The organism is Caulobacter sp. CCH9-E1, assembly GCF_001556515.1.
Lineage (GTDB): Bacteria > Pseudomonadota > Alphaproteobacteria > Caulobacterales > Caulobacteraceae > Caulobacter.
Genome location: NZ_LSJA01000293.1, coordinates 1 through 16486 on the forward strand (window position 1 = coordinate 1; position 16486 = coordinate 16486).

The window sequence follows — 16486 nt, forward strand, 5'->3', positions numbered from 1 at the left end:
CCCCTACCCCTCCCCATCGAGGGGAGGGGAGAGGAGGCTTAGGCCTCCAGCCAGGGCTGGCTGATGGCGCGCTTGCTTTCGAAGACGTCGATGTCGGTCGCGTGCTGCATCGTCTCGCCGATGGCGTCGAGGCCTTTGAGCATCTTCTCCTTGCGGACCGGATCGATCTGGAAGGCGAAGGTCTTGCCCGACGGCGAGATGACGGTCTGGGCTTCCAGGTCGACGCTGACCATGTGGTTGCCGCCCTTGGCCTCGTCCATCAGGACCGCCAGCTCCTCGGGCTTCACGACCACCGGCAGCAGGCCGTTGTTGAAGCAGTTGTTGAAGAAGATGTCGGCGAAGCTGGTCGAGATCACGCACATGATCCCGTAGTCCATCAGCGCCCAGGGGGCGTGCTCGCGCGAGCTGCCGCAGCCGAAGTTGTCGCCGGCGATCAGGACGCTGGCGCCCTTGTACTCGGGCTTGTTCAGGACGAAGTCGCTGATCTCGTTCCCGTCGGCGTCGAAGCGGAAGTCGTAGAACAGGCCCTTGGCCAGGCCTTCGCGCTCCACGGTCTTCAGGAACTGCTTGGGGATGATCTGGTCGGTGTCGATATTGGCCAGCTCCAGCGGCGCCGCGCGGCCATCGAGGCGGGTGAAGGCCTTCATTGGGCGGTCTCCGAGAGCAGGGTCCGAACATCGACGAGGTGGCCAGCGATCGCCGCCGCCGCCGCCATGGCCGGTGAGACCAGGTGGGTGCGGCCCGCGCGGCCCTGGCGGCCCTCGAAGTTGCGGTTGCTGGTCGAGGCGCAGCGCTCGCCCGGCTGCAGCTTGTCGGGGTTCATGGCCAGACACATAGAGCAGCCCGGCTCGCGCCAGTCGAAGCCCGCGGCCTTGAAGATGGCGTCCAGGCCTTCGGCTTCCGCCTGTTCCTTCACCAGGCCCGAGCCCGGCACGACCATCGCCTTGACGTGGGGCGCCACGAGGCGGCCGTGCAGGAAGGCTTCCTGCACCACGGCGGCGGCGGCGCGCATGTCTTCGATGCGGCTGTTGGTGCACGAGCCGATGAACACGCGGTCGATCTTGGCCTCGGTGATCGGCTGGCCGGCGGTCAGGCCCATGTAGTCGAGGGCCCGATGCGCGGCGGCGCGCTTGTCGGGCGTGGCGAAGCTTTCCGGATCGGGAACCGTGCCGGTGACCGGAATAACGTCCTCAGGCGAGGTGCCCCAGGTCACCATCGGGACTAGAGCCGAGCCGTCGATCACGACCGTGCGGTCGAAGACGGCGTCCTCGTCGGTGAAGAAGGTCTTCCAGTGCGACAGGGCCATGTCCCAGGCCGCGCCCTTCGGCGCCGCCGGCTTGCCCTGGATATACGCGAAGGTCTTCTCGTCCGGCGCCACCAGGCCAGCCTTGGCGCCGCCCTCGATGGTCAGGTTGCAGAGGGTCATGCGGCCCTCCATCGACAGGCCGCGCACGGCTTCGCCGGCGAACTCGATGACATAACCGGTGCCGCCGGCGGTGCCGATCTCGCCGATCACCGCCAGGGCGACGTCCTTGCCGGTGACGCCGGGCGCCAGCTGGCCGTCGACGCGGACCAGCATGTTCTTGGCTTTCTTCTGGCGCAGGGTCTGGGTCGCCAGGACGTGCTCGACCTCGGACGTGCCGATGCCGTGGGCCAGGGCCCCGAAGGCGCCGTGGGTCGAGGTGTGGCTGTCGCCGCACACGATGGTCATGCCCGGTTGGGTGCGGCCCTGCTCGGGGCCCACCACGTGGACGATGCCGTTGCGGATGTCGCCCATCGGGAAGAATTCGATGCCGTTGTCGGCGACGTTGCGGGCGAGGGTCTTGAGCTGGAGGCGCGCCTCCTCGTCCTTCACCGCGTCCACGCCGAGCGCCTGGCCTTCGGTCGGGATATTGTGGTCCGCCACGGCGAGCGTGCGGTCGGGACGGCGCACCTTGCGGCCGGCCGCGCGAAGGCCGGCGAAGGCCTGCGGCGTGGTCACCTCGTGGATCAGGTGCAGGTCGATATAGAGGATCGCCTCGCCGTCGTTTTCGCTGACGACGTGGGCGTCCCAGATCTTGTCGTAAAGGGTTTTACCGGACATGGCGGGGATATAGGGCGGATCGTGCGCCAAAATCCAGTGGGGCCCCGGCATAGCGCCAAATTCTTGCGTTCCGTGGCTGCGGGGCGGCCAGAAACGCAAAGGGCGCGCCCGTCTTGCGACCTGTCGGCGCGCCCTAGCATCATTTTCAGCCTTCGGGGGCCGATGGGCTCCGCCCGAAGAGGGCCGTCCACTAGAAAGAAGACGGTCTGGAAGCCCGGGCGACAAGCGCCGGGGGTGAATTGATCATCTCACGGAACGAGGGTTTGTCAATCTCGGTGCGAATACACGTAAGCTTGGCCGCTTATTCGCTTGTCCGGGCGAGAGGGGAGGCGCTGGCGGTCTCCAGCGGAGCCATGGCGGCGTACCGCGCGATCAGCGGATCGGCGGCGGCCTGCGCCAGGACCCAGTCCCGGAAGGCGGCGATCTTGCGCACCCGCGCCCGGTCGCTGGGATAGGCCAGCCAGTAGCCGCCGGCGTAACGGGCCACGACGTCGAACGGCATGACGAGGCGTCCTTCCGCCAGCTCGCGCGCGAAGAAGATGGGCGAGCCCAATGCCGCGCCTTGATCGGCCAAGGCGCTGGCGACCTCCAGCGTCTGGGCGTCCGAGGTCAGGCGCGGGGCCAGCCGGTCGGAGATCCCCGTGACGCCAGCGGCGTGAAACCATTCCTCCCATTCCCGCGCCACGCCGACGCGGGGCGCGTCCAGCAGATCCTCGGGGCGAGAGAGCCCGCCGATCCGCTCCAAAAAGCGGGGCGAGACCAGGGGCGTCTGGACGGCCGGCACAAGGAAATGCGCGGTCATGCCGGCCCATCGCCCCTGACCGCCGCGCAACGCGACATCAAGGCCCTCGCGCGCCAGGTCGGCGACGCGGCTCGAGGCCTCCAACCGCACGGCGATGCGGGGATGCGCGATCTGGAACTCGCCCAGGCGCGGCGCCAGCCACTGGCCGCCCAGGCTCTGGACGGTCGTGACGGACAGTACCCCCTCCTCGGTCTCGACGAGGTCCAAGATGGTGGAGCGCAGCAGCGACAGAGCCTCGGTCGCCGCGCGGGACAGGCGTTCGCCCGCGGGCGTCAGTGTCACCTCGCGCGGCAGGCGGTTGAACAGGGGCTGATCCAGCCTCTGCTCCAGGGCCTTCACCTGCCAGCTGACGGCGGCCTGGGTCATCCCCAGCTCGCCGGCGGCGCGGGTGAAGCTCTTCAGGCGAGCGGCCGCCTCGAACACGCGGATCGCGCTGAGGGGCAGGCGGGCGAGGATGTCTGACATAAGCGGAGCCTATGGATAGCCAAGGAGGCCGCGTTTGTCATCCGTTCGCCGAACGACGAATTTCCAATGCGTTTCAAGCAGAGGAAGACGGCGATGATGGACACCGCCCTCCAGACCCATAAGCAAAGTTCCTTTGGATGGCTGCTAAGCCTGCAAGTTTTCTGGCGCGCTCTGCGCACGCCGTGCCCGCCTCGCAAGTATCCGCGCCTGCTCGCGCCCCGATGATCTCCCAGGCCGTCAGGCCAAAGAAAAAGGCCCCGGCGTCTCCGCCAGGGCCTCGATCTTTCGCGATGCGCTGAAGATTACTCTTCGGTCGCGGCGGCCTTCGGGCCACCGGCGCGCTCGGCGATACGGGCCGACTTACCGCGACGGTCGCGCAGGTAGTACAGCTTGGCGCGACGGACGACGCCGCGACGCTTGACTTCGATGCTTTCGATGCTCGGCGACAGCAGCGGGAACAGACGCTCCACGCCTTCGCCGAACGAGATCTTACGGACCGTGAAGCTCTCGTGGACGCCAGCGCCTTGACGGGCGATGCAGACGCCTTCGTAGGCCTGAACGCGCTCGCGCTCGCCTTCCTTGATCTTCACGTTGACGCGCAGGGTGTCGCCGGGACGGAAGTCCGGGATCGCGCGGGCGGCCAGCAGACGGGCCGATTCTTCTTGCTCGAGCTGAGCGATGATGTTCGCAGCCATGATCTAGTCTCCTTGGGCTTACCCGTTTTTCGGGTCGCCTTTTGCCTGTTGATTGGCGAGGTGGGCTTCCCAGAGATCCGGGCGCCGCTCGCGGGTCGTCTCTTCACGCATACGCTTGCGCCATTGGTCGATCTTCTTGTGATCGCCCGACAGCAGCACCTCGGGGATGTCGAGCCCTTCGAACGTCCGCGGTCGCGTGTACTGCGGATGCTCGAGGAGGCCGTCCTCGAAGCTTTCTTCCAGCGTGCTCTCGATATTCCCCAGAACCCCCGGGGCAAGTCGAACGCACGCCTCGATCACGACCATCGCCGCCGCTTCGCCACCGGCGAGCACGGCGTCTCCGACCGAGACCTCCTCGAACCCGCGGGCGTCGAGCACCCGCTGATCCACCCCCTCGAAGCGGCCGCACAGCACCACGATACCCGGCGCCTTGGACCACTCCCGAACACGCGCCTGGGTCAGGGGCCTGCCCCGGGCGCTCATGTACAAAAGCGGCCGTCCGCCGATGTCCACGCTGTCGAGCGCAGAGGCGATGACGTCCGCTTTGAGCACGGCTCCCGCGCCGCCACCCGCGGGGGTGTCGTCGAGGAAGCCGCGCTTATCCTTGGAAAAGGCCCGAATGTCCAGCGTTTCCAGACGCCAAAGATCCTGTTCCTTCCAGGCCGTCCCGATCATCGAGACGCCGAGCGGGCCCGGAAAGGCCTCGGGGAACATGGTCAGGACGGTGGCGGTGAACGGCATGGGCGCTGTTTAGCCGCAGCGAGGCCGAGAGTCGAAGGGCCGCTTATTTACCCAAGGGGTTACCGGCTTGTTCACCAGGGGCGTTCAAGGTTGCGGGATCTCGGTTGGATTGTCAGATGTCGCGCCTCGCCCGCCTTTTCCGCCGTCTCGGGCGTGATGACCGGGGCGCGATCGCCATACAGTTCGCGCTGTTGGCCATCCCGCTGTCGATCCTGGTCTTCGCCCTGATCGACCTGGGCCGCATCAGCCTGCAGCGCCACCAGATGCAGGACGCCCTCGACGCGGCGACCCTGATCGCCGCGCGCTCGACGGCGGTGGCGGACGCCGAGCTGGAAGCCGTCGGCGACCCGGCGTTTCTCGCCGAAGCCGCGGGTTTGAACCTTAGCCTCGCGGCGTCGAACGCCAGCTTCAAGGCCGGGACGGGCAACCACATTGTCGGGACCGCCACCGCGACGGTGAAGCCGATCATCGCCAACCTGTGGACCACGGACGACTTCAACCTGACCGCGACATCCGATGTGGTGCGGTCGTCGAAAAGCCTCGAGGTCGCGGTGGTGCTGGACATCACTGGCTCGATGAGCGGCTCGCGCATCACCGACCTGAAGACGGGCGCCGCCGACCTCGTGGACATCGTGGTCAAGGATCAGCAGTCGCCGTTCTATTCTAAGATCGCCATCGTCCCATACTCGGTGGGGGTCAATGTGGGGACGTATGCGGACGCCGTGCGCGGCGCCGTCATCGCCCGGAGCATCACCAACGTCAGCAAGGCCAACGCCGCTGTGGTCACGTCGACCGCCCACGGCTTCATCGTCGGCGACAAGGTGACGATCTCCGGCGTCTCCGGCCCGACCATGCTGAACGGCAACACCTACAGCGTCACGGCGGCGGCCGCGGACAGCTTCACGATCAACGCCAACACCTCCAATGCGCCGCAATACGTCTCGGGCGGTGTGGCGACGTGCAACACCAGCACCAATCCAGGGTGCCTGAACTTCACCTTCACAAGCGCCAATTTCACGACCGAGACGCGCAAGCTCAGCACCTGCGTGACGGAGCGGACCGGGACCTATGCCTATACCGACATGGCGCCGAGCATCGCGCCGGTGGGGCGCAACTACCCCACCCCCAGCTCGAACCCCTGCCCAGGCGCCACCATCACGCCCCTGTCGAGCGATCGTGCGGCGCTGAAAGCCCAGATCAACGCCTTGTCGATCGGCGGCTCCACGGCCGGTCAGATTGGGTTCGCCTGGGGCTGGTACATGGTCTCGCCGAATTTCGGCTATCTGTGGCCCAGCGCCACGCAGCGTCCCGCGCCCTACAACACCAAGGACCTCGTGAAGGTGGTGGTGCTGATGACCGACGGCGCCTTCAACACGCCCTACTGCAAGGGCGTGATCGCCAAGGACGCGGGTTCGGGCAGCGGCTCGGCCAGCGACCACATCAACTGCAACGCCACCAATGGCGATGCGTTCGCCCAGACCCGCAAGCTTTGCGACGCGATGAAGGACCCGGCGCTGAAGATGACCATCTTCACCGTGGGCTTCGACGTCGGAAACGACGCCAACGCCGTGAACATGCTGAAGTACTGCGCCACCGACGCCCAGCATGTCTATTTCCCGGCGACGGGCTCGGAACTGAAGACCGCCTTCAAGTCGATCGCCCAGGAGATCTCGTCGCTGCGGATCGCCAAATAGAAAAGGCGGCGACCGGATGGCCGCCGCCCCTGATGTCCTCGGCTCGCCTAGGGCCTAGGCCAGCTTGATCTCGCGCAGACGCTGCTGAAGGAACTCGTCGGCGGTGATCGACTCCGGATAGCGATCCGGGTTCTCGGCCGTGACGCAGTTGGGCAGGGTCTTGATCTCGTAGTCCGAGGCGAAGTGCAGGAAGAACGGCGTCGAATAGCGCGCGAAGCCGCGGCGCTCCGGCGGCGGATTGACCACGCGGTGCACGGTCGAGGGCAGGACGTGATTGGTCAGGCGCTCGAGCATGTCGCCGATGTTGATCACCAGGCAGCCGGGCGGCGGGTTGATCGGCAGCCACTGACCGTCGCGATCCAGCACTTCCAGGCCGCCCTCCTCGGCGCCGAGCAGCAGGGTGATGGTGTTGATGTCGCCGTGGGCGCCGGCGCGCACGCCGGTCGCGTCCAGCGGGATCGGCGGGTAGTGCAGCAGGCGCAGGACGCTGTTGCCGTCCTGGATGGTCGGATAGAAGAAGTCGCGGTCCAGCTTCAGATAGGCGGCGATCGCCTCCAGCACCTTGCCGCCCATGCCGTCCAGGGCGTTGTAGAGCCAGCTGACGTCGTGCTTGAACGCCGGGATCTCGGCCGGCCAGACATTGTCGGCCATGTGGGCGCGGAAACGGTGGCCGGGGGGCAGCTCGCGGCCCATGTGCCAGAATTCCTTGAGGTCGTAGTGGTCGGCGCCCTTGGCGGTCTCGACGCCGAACGGGATATAGCCGCGCGCGCCGCCCTTGACGCCCGCGTACTGCTTCTTGGTCTCGACGGGCAGGGCGAAGAAGGCCTTGGCCGCGTCGACGGCGGCGTCGATGCGCGCTTGATCCAGGTCATAGTCGGACAGGACCGCGAAACCGTAACGTTCGAAAGACGCGCCGAGCTCTTGCGAGAAGCGCGTGAAGTCCTTCGCGTACAGCGAGAAGGAGACCGGAGCGATGGCGGAGTTGGACACGTCGACGGGCCTTGGGTCTGCAAGCTTCTGAATGAGTAAGTTCCTTCTTACTACACCGCGCGGCGACGGACGCGAAGGGCGTTCGTCTCGCCGACGGCGCGGGAGGGGAACTTGACCATAAGTCGGGCGTTTGCCCGTCAGACCTTGATCTACAACAAACGTACGAGGGTTGCGATGACGCGCAAGTTTGCTTTGGCCGCTGTTCTTGTGGGCGCGGGCGCCCTGGCCGCCTGCACGACCACCGACCCCTATACCGGCATGCCGGTCCGCAACAACACGGGCACGGGCGTGCTGGCCGGAGCGGGCGCCGGCGCGTTGCTCGGCTATCTGACCAACACCAACAAGGGCGAGCAGGGGCGCAAGAACGCCCTGATCGGCGCCGGGATCGGCGCCTTGGCCGGCGGCGCCGTCGGCAACTACATGGACCGCCAGCAGGCCGACTTCCGCCGCAGCCTGGAAGGCTCGGGCGTGATGATCCGCCGCAACGGCGACCAGATCGTGCTGATCATGCCCAGCGACGTGACCTTCGCCGTCGATCGCTCGGACGTGCAGCCGCAGTTCACGCGGGTGCTGGACGACGTGGCGCGGACCTTGAACGCCTATTCCCAGACCACGATCGACGTGGTCGGCCACGCCGACTCCAGCGGACCGGACGACTACAATCAGGTTCTTTCGGAGCGCCGGGCCAGCGCCGTGGCCGGCTATCTGACGAACCAAGGACGGGTTCTGCCGGATCGCGTCTTCGTCGCCGGCATGGGCGAACGCCAGCCGATCGCCGACAATTCCACCGCCGCGGGCCGCGCTCAGAACCGCCGCGTCGAGATCGTGCTGCGTCCCCTGACCCGTTAAGCCTCGACCGCTTCGGGGCCCTTACGGGCACGAAGCGGTTGCTTTTCGCCGCTGTCGTCGCCAAGTCGTCACCTTCGAACAAAGCGAGGGCGAAGTGGCCAAAACAGCGAGCGATAGCGTCAGCCTGACGCGGCAGGCCTACGCCCTGACCGATGACCTGATGACGCCGAACGCGGCCGTCTACTGGATCGATCTGCTGCTATCGGCCGCCTTGATGTGGGGCGGCTTCGTGCTGGCCGCGACCACGGCGAGCCTGGCGGTCGGTCTGGTTGCCGGCCTCGTCAGCATGCTGGCGCTCTATCGCGCGCTCAGCTTCATCCACGAGCTGACCCACATCCGCGACGACGAGGCGCCGGGCTTCCGCGTGGGCTGGAACGTGTTGGTCGGCGTGCCGCTGATGACGCCGTCGCTGATGTACGAGGGCGTGCACAACGTCCACCACGTCAAGGACCGGTTCGGCACGGCGCTGGATCCTGAGTACATGCCGCTCTCGCGCTTTACGCCGCTGTCGCTGGCCGGCTTCCTGTTCGTCGCCCTGCTGGCGCCGATCGGCGTGCTGATCCGGTCGGCGATCATCATCCCGCTGTCGTTCCTGGTCCCGCCGCTGCGCCGCGTGCTCAAGCAGCGCCTGTCGGCCCTGATCATCAATCCCGACTTCGTGCGCGAGGACATGGCCAAGATGCGCCCGGCCTGGCTGGTCCAGGACATCGCCTGCTGGCTGTGGTCGTGGGGACTGATCGCCGCGACGGCCGCTGGCGTGCTGCCGATCCGCTTCGTGCTGACGGGCCAGGCGATCTTCTCGCTGGCCACCTTTGTCAATCAGGCCCGGACCCTGGTCGCGCACCATTGGGAAAACGACGGCGGCAAGATGAGCCTGGACGAGCAGTTCCTGGACTCGGTCAATGTCCCGCCGCCGAACCTGGCGTCCGAGCTCTGGGCGCCGGTGGGCCTGCGCTACCACGCCCTGCACCATCTGCTGCCCAAGCTGCCCTACCACAATCTGGGCAAGGCCCACGCCCGGCTGGCCCAAGCCCTGGCGCCGGACTCGCTGTATCATCGCGCTTCCCAGAAGGGCCTGTTCGAGGCTCTGACGGCCTTGTTCCGCCGCGTGGCGCAAAAGCCCGCCGCGGTTTCTCAAGGGCCGCGCGCCGCCGAATAGTTGTGAGCGCTCGACAAGGCCAAGTTCTGGCGGCATGAGACCTAATACGGTGGCGGGGCGATGTTTTCCCGCCGCCATCATGTCGAGCGTCCTATGTCGCTTTCCTTGTCGCTTCCCCGACACCAAGCTGGCACCCGCGTATCGCCGGGGCGGCAAGGCGTCGCCGATTTCGCCGAGGCGATCGCCCCCGTCTTCGACACTCGCCTTCGCGACGTCGCGGCGTCGGGTCCGGATCTGTGGATCAGCAGCGTCAATGTCGGCCCCATGCTTCTGGGCTACGCCCATATGAGCGGCGGGACCTTCAGCTATGGGCGCGACCATCGGAAGGTCGCCGCGACGGGGCTCGACCTCATCCTGGTCCAGATCATCGCCGAAGGGGGCGATCGCCGCGAGGCTTACCGCGGCGAGGTGGAGGCCTCGGTCGGGGACGTCTGCCTGCTGGATCTGACGCGACCGTTCCATTCGGAAGCTCAGGCCTGCGGAAACTTCAGTCTGGCTATTCCTCGCGAGGCCCTGGCGGCGCGCGACCGTGACCTCGACGACCTTCACGGTCGCGTCCTGGGGCGCGACACCGCCGCGGCCCGGCTGTTCAAGAGTCATGTCGAGACGCTGTGGAGCTTTGCCGGAGAACTCTCCGTGGCCGACGCCCCCATCGTTGGACGAACCACTATCGATCTGCTCGCCGGGCTGGCCATGCCGGCGTCAGGCGATCCGGCGGCCCGCGCGGCGATCGCGGAATCGCAGCTTGGCCGCATCCGGCGCTTCATCGACGCCAACCTGGACGATTCGTATCTGGGCGCCGAGGTTTTGTGCCGGCGGTTCGGTCTTTCGCGGGCCTCGCTCTATCGCCTCTTCGCGCCGCTGGGCGGGGTCCGCGAGCATATCCAAAATCGTCGCCTGCGCCGGGCGTTCGACGCTTTGACCGATCCTTCGCTGAGCCACCTGCCGCTGAGCCAGGTTGTCGAGGGCCACGGCTTCTCGGCCTGGTCCAGCTTCGCGCGGGCGTTCAAGGCCAGGTTCGGCCTTGCGCCCGGCGAGGCGCGCGAGATCGGCGCGGCGGCGGCTCTGCACGCCAGCGCCGCCGAGGCGCGAGGCCAAGGACTACCCGATTGGCTCCGCGCCCTGGATGGCGCCGACCTCTAATTCATACATTTGGAGCGCGTTAGGTTTAACCGCTCACGCTTAAACCTAACGCGCTCCAGGCTCTATCCCGCGCCTTCCTGCTGGGCTCGCTCGCGCAGTTCCTCGTCGAGGCTGGCGGTGTCCCACGCGCCGCCGGCGTCCCCGGGGCGCATGCGGTGCAGGTCGGCGTCCAGCAGCCTGTCCATGGTCTGGGCCGCGTCGCGCGAGGCCAGGATATAGGCCTCCTCCTGGCCCCACATGGGACGCAGTTCCTCGAACATCCGGCGATCGTGGCGGCGGAAGAAGGCGGCGGCCCGATGCGCGCGGTGGGCCCGGAAACCCAGCTTCTGCAGCGCCGTGGCGCCCAGAGCGAGGGCGGACTCGAAGGTCTCGCGCTCGACCGCGTCGGCGCCATTGGCCAGCAGGTCGTAGGCGTGCCGGCGATCCCAGGCCCGGGCCAGGATGATCAGATCCGGGAAGGCCTTGCGCGCGGTCTCGACCAGCTCGACCGTCTTCTCGCGGTCGTCCAGGGCGACGATCAGCATCCGCGCGCGATCGGCGCCGGCCTGGCGCAGCAGATCCAGGCGCGTGGCGTCGCCATAGTGCACGCGGCGGCCAAAGCGGCGCAGCAGCTCGATCTGCTCGATATCGCTGTCCAGCACCGTCGACTTGAACCCATTGGCCGACAGCATGCGTCCTGTGATCTGTCCGAAGCGGCCAAAGCCGGCGATGATGATGTCCGGCTCGCCCTCGTCGAAGTCGCCGGTGTCTGGGACGACGTCGGGGATGGCCGCGTCCATCAGGGCCGCGACACGCTCATAGAGGATCATGGCCACCGGGGTCAGGGCCATCGAGACGGCCACGGCGGCGGTCAGCAAGGCCGCCAGCGACGCGCCGATCACGCCCGCGCCGACCGTGAAGCTCAGCAGCACGAAGGCGAACTCGCCGCCCTGGGCCAGGGCCGCGGCCACCGCCATGGCGCCGCGCTTGGGCGCGCCGAACAGCAGGGCCAGGCCGTAGAGCACCAGGAACTTCAGGGCCATCAGGCCCAGGACCAGTCCGACGAGCAGCAGCGGCTGACGCGCGATCAGCGGCAGGTCGACGCCCGCTCCCACGGTGATGAAGAAGAGGCCCAGCAGCAGGCCTCGGAACGGCTCGATGTCCGTCTCGAGCTCGCGCCGGAACTCGCTTTCGGCCAGCACGACGCCGGCCAGGAAGGCGCCGAGGGCGGGGGAGAGGCCGACGATCTGCATCAGGCTGGCCACCGCCACGACGATCAGCAGCGCCGAGGCGGTGAAGATCTCGCGCAGGCGCGCCTTGGCGATGAAGCGGAAGACGGGGCGCACCAGGTAGCGACCGCCGCCGACCACGGCCGCGACCGCCGCGAAGACCGACAAGCCCTGGGCCCAGACCGGCAGGTGGGTGACCAGGTTTCCGCCGCCGTGGCCGCCATCGGCGTGAGCCGCCGGGGCGACCGTGGCCAGCAGCGGGAGTAGGGCGAACAGCGGAATGACCGCCAGGTCCTGCAGCAGCAGCACCCCGAACGCCGCGCGGCCGACGGGACCCTGCCTCAGGCCCTTCTCATCCAAGGTTTGCAGAACAATGGCGGTCGAGGACATCGCCAGCACCAGACCGACCGCCAACGCCGTCTGCCAAGGCAAGCCCAGCGCCAGCGCGGCCGCGGCGATCGCGATCGCCGTCCCCACCACCTGCGCGCCGCCGAAGCCGAAGATGGCCTTGCGCATGTCCCACAGCATCGACGGACGAACCTCGAGGCCGATCAGGAACAGCAGGATGACGACGCCGAACTCGGCGAACTTCATGACGTCGGCCTGGGCGCCGACCAGCGACAGGGCGTAGGGGCCGATGACGACGCCCGCGATCAGGTAGCCGAGCACCGAGCCGAGGCCCAGCCGCTTGGCGATCGGCACCGAGACGACGGCCGCCCCCAGATAGACCAGGGTCTGGGTGAGGAAGTTTTCCATCAGTCCCTAGGCCTCCGCGCGAGCCGGCAGCAGCGAGGCCACTCGCGCCTTGTAGCGTTCGGCTTCCGCCTTCAGGGCCGCGTCGTCCTTGACCGAGGCCCCGTGCACGACGAACGGCGTCTCCCATTCCATCCCGCACAGGTGGGCGGTCTGCTCCAACGGACGCAGGAATTCATCCATGCTGAAGCGATTATAGCCATGGGCGTGATAGGCCTTGGCCGAGCCGCCCGTGGTGCAGGCCACGAACAGCTTCTTGCCCTTCAGCGCCTCGCCGCCCTCGCCATAGGCGAAGCCGTGCAGCCAGACGATGTCCAGCCACTCCTTCAGCAGGGACGGCGTCGAGTACCAGAACAGCGGAAACTGCAGGGCGACCACGTCGTGGGCCACGAGGGCGGCCTGCTCGGTCTCGATATCGACCACGAAGTCCGGATAGGTCTCGTACAGATCCTTGAACGTGACGCCGGAGAGGCTCTTGGCCGCCTTGGCCAGGGTGCGATTGGCGCGCGAGCGTTCAAGCGCCGGGTGGGCCAGCACCAGAAGCAAGCCTGAGGTGGCGGGTGTCACCGAGCCGGTGTTAGCGTCGGACATCAGGCGGCTCTTCCGGAAAAATAATTCATCAAGGGTTGAATTTCTTCCACGTTGAGGCGACACGGTTCGCCGAGCGCGGAGCGGAAGCTGGCAAGCAGGCTTTTCATCCGCCTTGGATAAAAAGATCCGGGCGGTTTGGGATAGCCCGCGAGTTCGGAATAGGGAGACACCATGGTCGACAAGGTGAAGAAAGACGCCGTCGAGGCCCTGGCCGGGCTGCTCAATGACGGCATGACCATCATGGCCGGCGGCTTTGGCCTCTGCGGCATCCCGGAAAACCTGATCGCGGCGATCCGCGAGGCGGGGGTGAAGGACCTCACGGTCGTCTCCAACAATTGCGGCGTCGACGGCTTCGGCCTGGGCATCCTGCTGGAAAATCGCCAGATCAAGAAGATGGTCTCGTCCTATGTGGGTGAGAACAAGCTGTTCGAACAGCTCTACCTCTCCGGCGAGCTGGAGCTGGAGTTCAATCCGCAGGGCACGCTGGCCGAGCGCATTCGTGCGGGCGGCGCGGGCATTCCCGCCTTCTTCACGCGCACCGGCTACGGCACCCTGGTGGCCGAGGGCAAGGAGGTCCGCGAGTTCGACGGCGAGATGTACGTGATGGAGCGCGGCCTGACCGCCGACCTCTCGATCGTCAAGGCCTGGAAGGGCGACGCCGAGGGCAACCTGATCTACCGGAAGACCGCGCGAAACTTCAATCCGATGATGGCCACGGCCGGTCGAGCGACGGTCGTCGAGGTCGAGGAGCTGGTGGAGATCGGCGCCCTGGACAAGGACGCCATCCACACGCCCGGCATCTATGTCGACCGCATCATCAAGGGCGCCAAGTTCGAAAAGCGCATCGAGCGGGTCACGACCCGCCCCCACGAGCAAAAGACTCAGGAGACCGCGTAATGGCCTGGACCCGCGACGAGATGGCGGCCCGCGCCGCCAAGGAGCTGCAGGACGGCTTCTATGTGAACCTCGGCATTGGCATCCCGACCCTGGTCGCCAACTACATCCCCGAAGGCATGCACGTGACGCTGCAGAGCGAGAACGGCATGCTGGGCATGGGTCCCTTCCCCTATGAGGGCGAGGAAGACGCCGACCTGATCAACGCCGGCAAGCAGACGATCACCGAGCTCGACTCGAGCTCGTACTTCAGCTCGGCCGACAGCTTCGCCATGATCCGCGGCGGCCACATCGCGCTGTCGATCCTGGGCGGCATGCAGGTGGCCGAGACCGGCGACCTCGCCAACTGGATGGTGCCTGGCAAGATGGTCAAGGGCATGGGCGGGGCCATGGACCTCGTCGCGGGCGTCAAGCGCGTGGTGGTGGTCATGGACCATTGCGAGAAGTCCGGCGCGCCCAAGCTGCTGAAGCGTTGCTCCCTGCCGCTCACCGGCGCGGGCGTGGTGGATCTGCTGATCACCGAACTCGGCGTCTTCGAGATCAACCGCGGCAAGACGCCGGTCCGGCTGATCGAGCTGGCGCCGGGCGTGACCGTCGATGAGGTCAAGTCCAAGACCGAGGCGGCCTTCGAGGTCGCGATTTAGCTAGGCTTCTGAGAGGCCTGGAAGGGGCGGCGGCCGTTGCGGTCGCCGCCCTTTTTCATGGCCGCCCATTTTTCAGGGGCGCTTAGGCTCCGGCGGCAGGCCCGTGACGGGGTCGCGGGGCAGCGGCGCGAAGCCTTCGGCGATGAACAGGTCGATCCGGCGCGAGCGCTTCTTGTCGAGGCGCACGCGCGAGATCTGCAGGGCCGAGGTCGCCTTGAAGTCCTGCTCGATCTCGGGGCGATAGCCGCCCTCCAGGCTGACGATCAGGGCGCGGCGGCCGTAGGCGGCGTCGAGCGGCGCTTCGGTCTCGGCCTGGTTCTGCGGGGCGATCTCGTGCACCCACATGCGCAGCGGCGGCGCGCCCGGCTGGCCGAAATAGTCGCGGCCGTAATAGGCGGCGGCGTTGTAGAGGAAGCGGTCGTCCATCGCGACCGCGCTGACTCCGCCGCGCAGGGCCTGTTCCTCCCGCGTCCGATCGATGATCGCCTGGACGGTCTGATCCCAGCCGCGCACGCGCTTGAAGCCGTTGGCGAGCCCCACGGCGTCCGCCACGCGCGGATTGACCATGCAGACCACGAAGAAGGCCGCGAACAGCCCCTGCAGCGCCAGGCCGCCGATCAGCCAGCGACGGGCGTTCCAGCGCAGGAGCCAGCCGGCGGCCAGCACCGATCCCGCCACGAAGGCCGCGCCGGCCCAGTTGGCGTTGGCGCGCGAGACGAAGGCCTCACCGGCGACGATGATCAGCGGCGGCGCGCTGAAGCACAGCAGCAGAAGGTCCGGCGACTGGATCTTCTTCTTGGCGCCCAGCCAGATCGCGCCGCCCAGCAGCACGCCGAATGGAACCGGGCCGAAGACGCCGAACTGAGAAAGGACGAACTCGCTCAGTTCACGGACATTGAAGAGGTGCGCGCCCCAGTTGGCGTTCGAGGCGGTGTGCTTGACGGTCGAAAACTGATGGCTGGCGTTCCAGGCCAGGTTCGGCGCCAGGGTCAGCACGAACGCGAAGGCGAATAGAACGATCGCCGCCGGACACCAGCGCCGGCGCGCCTCGCGCGAGATCAGGGCGTGAAGCACGATGCTGCCAAGCGCGTAGATGGCCGCGTATTTCGACAGGAAGGCCAGGCCCAGCGCCACGCCCATGCCGGCGGCCACGAAATAGCGCCGCGGCGCTGTCGCCTCGGCCAGGCCGACATAGGCCCAGATCGTCAGGGACAGGAAGAAGAGCAGCGGCGCGTCGGTGGCCATCAGCCCGGACGACAGCACGACGCCGGGCATCAGGCTGTAGATCGCCGCTGCGGCCAGACCGGACCATCCGCCGTAGAGGCGACGCGCGATCCGATGAACGACGAGGGCGGTCGCGCCATGCAGCAGCGGCGCGGATAGCCGCACCCAGGCCTCGGCGTCGCCGCCGATCGTCGTGGTCAGCCAGATCAGCCAGGCGATCATCGGCGGCTTGGAGAAGTAGCCGAACGCCAGCTCGCGCGACCACAGCCAGTATTGAGCCTCGTCGGGATAGAGCTCCAGGGGCGTGGCGAACAGCGCCGCCAGGCGCAGAATCGTCAGCCCCGCCACCATCAGGATGGTCAGTCGCCAGGCGCGGCTATCGACGGTTTTGGGGGTTGAGTCGGGCTGGAATGTCATGACGTCCGATTAAACAAGTAAAAAAAATCTGACCAATTCTTCCGCGTTTTCGGGGGTTTGTGACAGTTTCTGGGCGGGCGTGGCCTTTCCGTCACCAAACCTTCGAAAACTTTCTGTAAACGGCCGGAAACGAC

At 67.1% G+C, this 16486-nt stretch carries 14 protein-coding genes and 1 pseudogene; 6 read left to right on the forward strand and 9 right to left on the reverse strand.

The window, feature by feature from the left end; translation table 11 throughout:
- Positions 1-38: 38 nt before the first annotated feature.
- The 5 genes and pseudogenes from leuD to trmD all read right to left on the reverse strand — a co-directional run.
- Positions 39-647, reverse strand: a complete 609-nt coding sequence (leuD, locus tag AX690_RS16360) for a 3-isopropylmalate dehydratase small subunit (protein ID WP_066681319.1) — start codon at positions 645-647, stop codon at positions 39-41.
- Positions 644-2083 carry a 3-isopropylmalate dehydratase large subunit gene (gene leuC, locus AX690_RS16365; protein ID WP_066681329.1) on the reverse strand — a complete coding sequence of 480 codons (1440 nt, stop codon included), beginning with the start codon at positions 2081-2083 and terminating at the stop codon, positions 644-646. Before leuC ends, leuD begins: the two co-directional genes overlap by 4 nt.
- Positions 2084-2384: 301 nt before the next feature.
- Positions 2385-3350: a LysR substrate-binding domain-containing protein gene (locus AX690_RS16370; RefSeq protein WP_066681317.1), complete on the reverse strand. Its 966-nt coding sequence runs from the start codon at positions 3348-3350 to the stop codon at positions 2385-2387.
- Positions 3351-3652: 302 nt separating this feature from the next.
- Positions 3653-4045, reverse strand: a complete 393-nt coding sequence (rplS, locus tag AX690_RS16375; RefSeq protein ID WP_066681315.1) for a 50S ribosomal protein L19 — start codon at positions 4043-4045, stop codon at positions 3653-3655.
- A 5-nt stretch (positions 4046-4050) separates the two neighbouring features.
- Positions 4051-4786: pseudogene (gene trmD, locus AX690_RS16380) on the reverse strand (tRNA (guanosine(37)-N1)-methyltransferase TrmD); the annotation flags it as partial.
- 116 nt (positions 4787-4902) lie between these two features.
- Here trmD and AX690_RS16385 point away from each other — a divergent pair.
- Complete coding sequence (locus AX690_RS16385; RefSeq protein ID WP_066681312.1) at positions 4903-6480, forward strand: ubiquitin-activating E1 FCCH domain-containing protein; 1578 nt, start codon at positions 4903-4905, stop codon at positions 6478-6480.
- Between the two features lie 54 nt (positions 6481-6534).
- On the opposite strand, the gene AX690_RS16390 is transcribed toward AX690_RS16385, so the two are convergent.
- Positions 6535-7470 (reverse strand): isopenicillin N synthase family oxygenase, encoded by a 936-nt coding sequence (locus AX690_RS16390; protein WP_066681311.1) that lies wholly within the window; start codon positions 7468-7470, stop codon positions 6535-6537.
- 174 nt (positions 7471-7644) lie between these two features.
- On the opposite strand from AX690_RS16390, the gene AX690_RS16395 reads away from it, so the two are divergent.
- The 3 genes from AX690_RS16395 (at position 7645) to AX690_RS16405 (ending at position 10621) form a co-directional block, all read left to right on the forward strand.
- A complete protein-coding gene (locus AX690_RS16395; protein WP_066681310.1) occupies positions 7645-8319 on the forward strand; it encodes an OmpA family protein in 675 nt (224 codons plus the stop codon).
- Positions 8320-8413: 94 nt separating this feature from the next.
- Positions 8414-9478, forward strand: coding sequence for a fatty acid desaturase (locus AX690_RS16400; protein ID WP_066681309.1), 1065 nt, complete (start codon positions 8414-8416; stop codon positions 9476-9478).
- A 105-nt stretch (positions 9479-9583) separates the two neighbouring features.
- Complete coding sequence (locus tag AX690_RS16405) at positions 9584-10621, forward strand: helix-turn-helix domain-containing protein (protein WP_197426888.1); 1038 nt, start codon at positions 9584-9586, stop codon at positions 10619-10621.
- A 62-nt stretch (positions 10622-10683) separates the two neighbouring features.
- Here AX690_RS16405 and AX690_RS16410 read toward each other — a convergent pair whose 3' ends face one another.
- Both AX690_RS16410 and AX690_RS16415 read right to left on the reverse strand, forming a co-directional pair.
- Entirely contained in the window at positions 10684-12585 is a 1902-nt protein-coding gene (locus AX690_RS16410; protein WP_066681305.1) for a monovalent cation:proton antiporter-2 (CPA2) family protein, read from the reverse strand.
- Between the two features lie 6 nt (positions 12586-12591).
- The gene (locus AX690_RS16415; RefSeq protein WP_066681303.1) at positions 12592-13173 is read right to left on the reverse strand and encodes an NAD(P)H-dependent oxidoreductase; all 582 of its coding nucleotides are present in this window, start codon (positions 13171-13173) and stop codon (positions 12592-12594) included.
- 171 nt (positions 13174-13344) lie between these two features.
- On the opposite strand from AX690_RS16415, the gene AX690_RS16420 reads away from it, so the two are divergent.
- Positions 13345-14070 carry a CoA transferase subunit A gene (locus AX690_RS16420; protein WP_066681301.1) on the forward strand — a complete coding sequence of 242 codons (726 nt, stop codon included), beginning with the start codon at positions 13345-13347 and terminating at the stop codon, positions 14068-14070.
- A complete protein-coding gene (locus tag AX690_RS16425) occupies positions 14070-14711 on the forward strand; it encodes a 3-oxoacid CoA-transferase subunit B (RefSeq protein ID WP_066681296.1) in 642 nt (213 codons plus the stop codon). The genes AX690_RS16420 and AX690_RS16425 overlap by 1 nt, the downstream gene beginning before the upstream one ends.
- 72 nt (positions 14712-14783) lie before the next feature.
- Here AX690_RS16425 and AX690_RS16430 read toward each other — a convergent pair whose 3' ends face one another.
- Positions 14784-16352 (reverse strand): glycosyltransferase family 39 protein, encoded by a 1569-nt coding sequence (locus tag AX690_RS16430; RefSeq protein ID WP_066681294.1) that lies wholly within the window; start codon positions 16350-16352, stop codon positions 14784-14786.
- Positions 16353-16486 lie beyond the last annotated feature (134 nt).